The organism is Streptomyces sp. NPDC042371 (assembly GCF_056437465.1).
In genome coordinates this window covers 129,190-129,391 of the sequence record NZ_JBWKAP010000014.1, presented here as the reverse complement: position 1 = coordinate 129,391, position 202 = coordinate 129,190, and positions in this window count along the sequence as shown.

Sequence of the window (202 nt, the reverse complement as noted above, 5' to 3'; positions counted from 1 at the left end):
CCGCGGCCCGTGCTCCGTGAGCCGTGTGCCGCGTGCCGCGATCGGGGATCTGCGTGCCGTGACCCGTGCTCCGTGAGCCGCGGCCCGCGGCCCGTGCTCCGTGAGCCGTGTGCCGCGTGCCGCGATCGGGGATCTGCGTGCCGTGACCCGTGCTCCGTGAGCCGCGGCCCGCGGCCCGTGCCCCGTGTGCCGTGACCCGCGT